Annotated in this window: 5 protein-coding genes; all 5 read right to left on the minus strand. The window is 67.7% G+C overall.

Annotated features, from left to right (window positions below; translation table 11 throughout):
• Positions 1-65: glutamate--tRNA ligase family protein (locus AC1DOC_RS24220; RefSeq protein WP_478130657.1), on the minus strand; the 65-nt coding region annotated here is incomplete at its 3' end.
• A 7-nt stretch (positions 66-72) separates the two neighbouring features.
• Positions 73-1,293, minus strand: coding sequence for an O-succinylhomoserine sulfhydrylase (locus AC1DOC_RS24225; protein ID WP_478079368.1), 1,221 nt, complete (start codon positions 1,291-1,293; stop codon positions 73-75).
• An 11-nt stretch (positions 1,294-1,304) separates the two neighbouring features.
• On the minus strand, positions 1,305-2,807 hold the full coding sequence (purF, locus tag AC1DOC_RS24230) for an amidophosphoribosyltransferase (protein WP_018905467.1): 1,503 nt from the start codon (positions 2,805-2,807) through the stop codon (positions 1,305-1,307).
• Positions 2,808-2,819: 12 nt separating this feature from the next.
• A complete protein-coding gene (locus AC1DOC_RS24235; RefSeq protein ID WP_015866538.1) occupies positions 2,820-3,305 on the minus strand; it encodes a CvpA family protein in 486 nt (161 codons plus the stop codon).
• Positions 3,306-3,323: 18 nt separating this feature from the next.
• A partial coding sequence (locus AC1DOC_RS24240; RefSeq protein ID WP_478130656.1) for an SPOR domain-containing protein occupies positions 3,324-3,720 on the minus strand: 397 nt, incomplete at its 5' end.

Here is a 3,720-nt window from a genome sequence, read left to right on the forward strand (position 1 = left end):
GCCGTGCCCAGGTGCAGGAAGCCGGTGGGAGACGGAGCGATGCGGGTGCGAACTTTGCCGGTCATGGATCAATCAGGATTTCAGGGTGCCCAGGCCACGCAGCAGGTCGGCCTTGATGTCGTCGATGTGCTCCAGGCCGACCGCGAGGCGGATGAGCCCCTGGCTGATGCCGGCGGCCTGGCGCTGTGCTTCGGTCAGGCGGCCATGCGAGGTGGTGCCGGGGTGCGTGATGATGGTCTTGGTGTCGCCGAGGTTGGTGGCGATGCTCACCACGCGCGTGCTGTTGATCACGTGGAAGGCATTGGCGCGCGCGCTGTCCGGATCGTTGCCGACCACGTCGAACGACAGCACCGCCCCGCCCTGCCCCGACTGCTGGCGCATGGCCAGTTCGTGCTGCGCATGCGAGGCCAGGCCGGGGTAGTAGACGCGTGCGATGCCGGGCTGCGTTTCGAGCCACTGCGCGACGGCCAGCGCATTGGCGCACTGCGCCTGCATGCGGATGCCCAGTGTTTCCAGGCCCTTGAGCACCACCCAGGCATTGAACGGCGAGAGCGCCATGCCGGCGGTGCGCACCACCGGGCCGAACACGTCGACGATGAGCTTGGAGGGGCCGCAGATCGCGCCGGCCATCACGCGGCCCTGGCCGTCGAGGTACTTGGTGCCCGAATGGATGATGAGGTCGGCCCCCAGTTCGGCCGGCCGCTGCAGCACGGGCGTGCAGAAGCAGTTGTCGACCGCGAGCAGCGCGCCGGCGCCGTGCGCCAGGTCGGCCAGTGCCCGGATGTCGCAGACCTCGGTCAGCGGATTGGTCGGCGTCTCGGCGAACAGCAGCCTGGTGTTGGGCTTCAGGGCCGCGCGCCATTCGGCCACGTCGGTCTGCGAGACGAAGGTGGTCTCGACGCCGAACTTGGCAAACTCCTTGCCGAACAGGTTGAGCGTGGAGCCGAACACCGAGCGCGAGCACACCACGTGGTCGCCGGCCTTGAGCAGGCCCATGCACATCATGAGGATCGCGCCCATGCCGGTGGAAGCGCCGATGGCGGCCTCCGTGCCTTCGAGCGCGGCCAGGCGCTGCTCGAAGCTGGTGACGGTGGGGTTGGAGGTGCGCGAGTAGGTGAAGCCCTGCTCGGTGCCGGCAAAGCGGCGCGCCGAGGTCTCGGCATCGGGCTGCACGAAGCCGCTGGTCAGGAACAGCGCTTCGGAGTGCTCGCCGTGCTGGCTCGGCGCCAAGCCGGTGCGCAGCGCGAGCGTGTCGCGGTGCAGCCCGGGCGGCAGGGTTCGTTCGTCGGTCACTTCTTCGGCTCTCACTCGCTGTGGTTGGGAAGCGCCAGGCGCGAAGAATCTTCTTCGGTCTCCTCGACGCGCGGACGGTTGCCGTTCATGCGCGAGATGGCTTCGGTGTCGATGTCGCCGGTCACGTACACGCCGTCGAAGCAGGAGGCATCGAAGCCGTCGAGCTTGGGGTTGAGCGAGCCGATGGCGCGCTTCATGGCGTCGACGTCCTGGTAGATCAGCGCGTCGCAGCCGATCAGCTCGCGGATCTGCTCGACGGTGCGGTCGTGCGCGACCAGCTCGTCCTTGGTGGGCATGTCGATGCCGTAGACGTTGGGGTAGCGCACGGGCGGCGCCGCGCTGGCCAGGTAGACCTTTCGCGCACCGGCGTCGCGCGCCATCTGGACGATCTCGCGGCTGGTGGTGCCGCGCACGATGGAGTCGTCGACCAGCAGCACGTTGCGGCCCTTGAACTCGCTGGCAATCACGTTGAGCTTCTGGCGCACCGACTTCTTGCGCACGCCCTGCCCCGGCATGATGAAGGTGCGGCCCACGTAGCGGTTCTTCACGAAGCCTTCGCGGTACGGCACGCCGAGCAGGTGCGCGAGCTGCGTGGCGCTCGGCCGGCTCGATTCGGGGATGGGAATGATCACGTCGATCTGGTTCGGCGGCACGGTGGACACCACGCGCTTGGCCAGCGTTTCGCCCAGGTTGAGCCGCGCCTGGTAGACCGAAATGCCGTCGAGCACCGAGTCGGGCCGGGCCAGGTAGACGAATTCGAAGATGCAGGGGTTGAGCGTCGCCCCTTCGGCGCACTGCATCGAGTGCACGTTGCCTTCGAGATCGATGAACACCGCCTCGCCCGGCGCGATGTTGCGCTCGAACACGTGGCCCGAGCCTTCGAGCGCCACCGATTCGCTCGCCACCATCACGGTGCCGTCGGCGCTGCGGCCCATGCACAGCGGACGGATGCCGTAGGGGTCGCGGAAGGCCAGCAGGCCGTGGCCGGCGATCAGCGAGACCACGGCGTACGAGCCGCGCAGGCGCTTGTAGACGTTCTTGACGGCAGCAAACACCTCGGCCGGATGCAACGGCACGCCGCGCGAGGAACGCTCGATCTCGTGGGCCAGCACGTTGAGCAGCACTTCGGAGTCGCTCTCGGTGTTGGTGTGGCGGTGGTCGGTGGAGAACAGCTCCGAGCGCAGCGCATGCGCGTTGGTCAGGTTGCCGTTGTGCACCAGCACGATGCCGAAGGGCGCGTTCACGTAGAAGGGCTGCGCCTCTTCCTCGCTGTAGGCGTTGCCCGCGGTCGGGTAGCGCACCTGGCCCAGGCCCACGCTGCCCGGCAGCGCGCGCATGTTGCGCGTGCGGAACACGTCGCGCACCATGCCCTTGGCCTTGTGCATGAAGAACTTGCGCTCCAGCAGGGTGACGATGCCGGCCGCATCCTGGCCGCGGTGCTGCAGCAGCAGCAAGGCGTCATAGAGCAGCTGATTGACGGGTGCGTTGCTGACAACGCCGACGATTCCACACATGAACGATTCCTCTCAGGGCAGGTAGCTTGCCAACTTTTCAGGCAGCGCGGGTTTCAGGCCCTGCAATGCCGCATCGAGAACATTGGCGCTGTGCGATTCGTGCCACCAGGCACTGTCGCTCAACGCCAGCAAATGAACAATGACCGCCAGCACGAGCAGGGCAACCACACCCCGCGCCGCCCCGAAGGCCCCACCCAATATCCGGTCCACCGGCCTGAGGCCGACAGCCGCAATCAGCTTTCGCGTCAGCGCCGCCACCAGGCCCACGCCGAACGCCACCCCGACGAACACCAGCACGAAGGCCAGCGGATAGCGCCAGGTGGCCTGCGGGTCGCCGAAGGGCAGCCAGGCCGCCACATCCGACGCCAGCCACTGGGCGGCAATGAATGCAGCCACCCAGCCCACCAGCGAAATCACCTCGAACACCAGGCCGCGCACCAGGCCGAACAGCATCGACACGACGACGAGCGTGACGGCGATCCAGTCGAGCAGGGCCACGGCGGCGGGCGATGGCTACTACAACGTGAGGATGGCAGCCGACAAAGACAAGCCCTTGACCTTCTCGGCGGCCTTGTCCGCCTCGGCACGCGAGCCGAACGGGCCGACACGCACACGCGTGCGCTCGCCATCGGCCGTCTTGGCCACGTGCACATAGGTCTTGAGGCCGGCCTTCTCGAGTTTCTGCCGCACCTCGCGGGCCTTGTCGGCATCGGCAAAGGCGCCGACCTGCACCACGAAGCGGCCGCCGTCTTCGGACGCAGCGGGCTTGGTGCTGGTGTTGGACGGCTTGCCTTCGAGCAAGGCGCGCGCGCGGTTGCCGTCGTCGGCCGAGGCCGGCTTGGGGGCGGCGGGCTTGGGTTCGGGTTTGGCTTCCGGCTTGGCTTCGGGCTTGGGCTTCGGCTCGGGTTTGTGT

It is taken from the genome of Variovorax sp. 01T439_2 (genome assembly GCF_056398445.1).

Coding starts and splice junctions, on each gene's coding strand:
- purF (WP_018905467.1), bottom strand. CDS start 2,807: ATGTGTGGAATCGTCGGCGTTGTCAGCAACGCACCCGTCAATCAGCTG.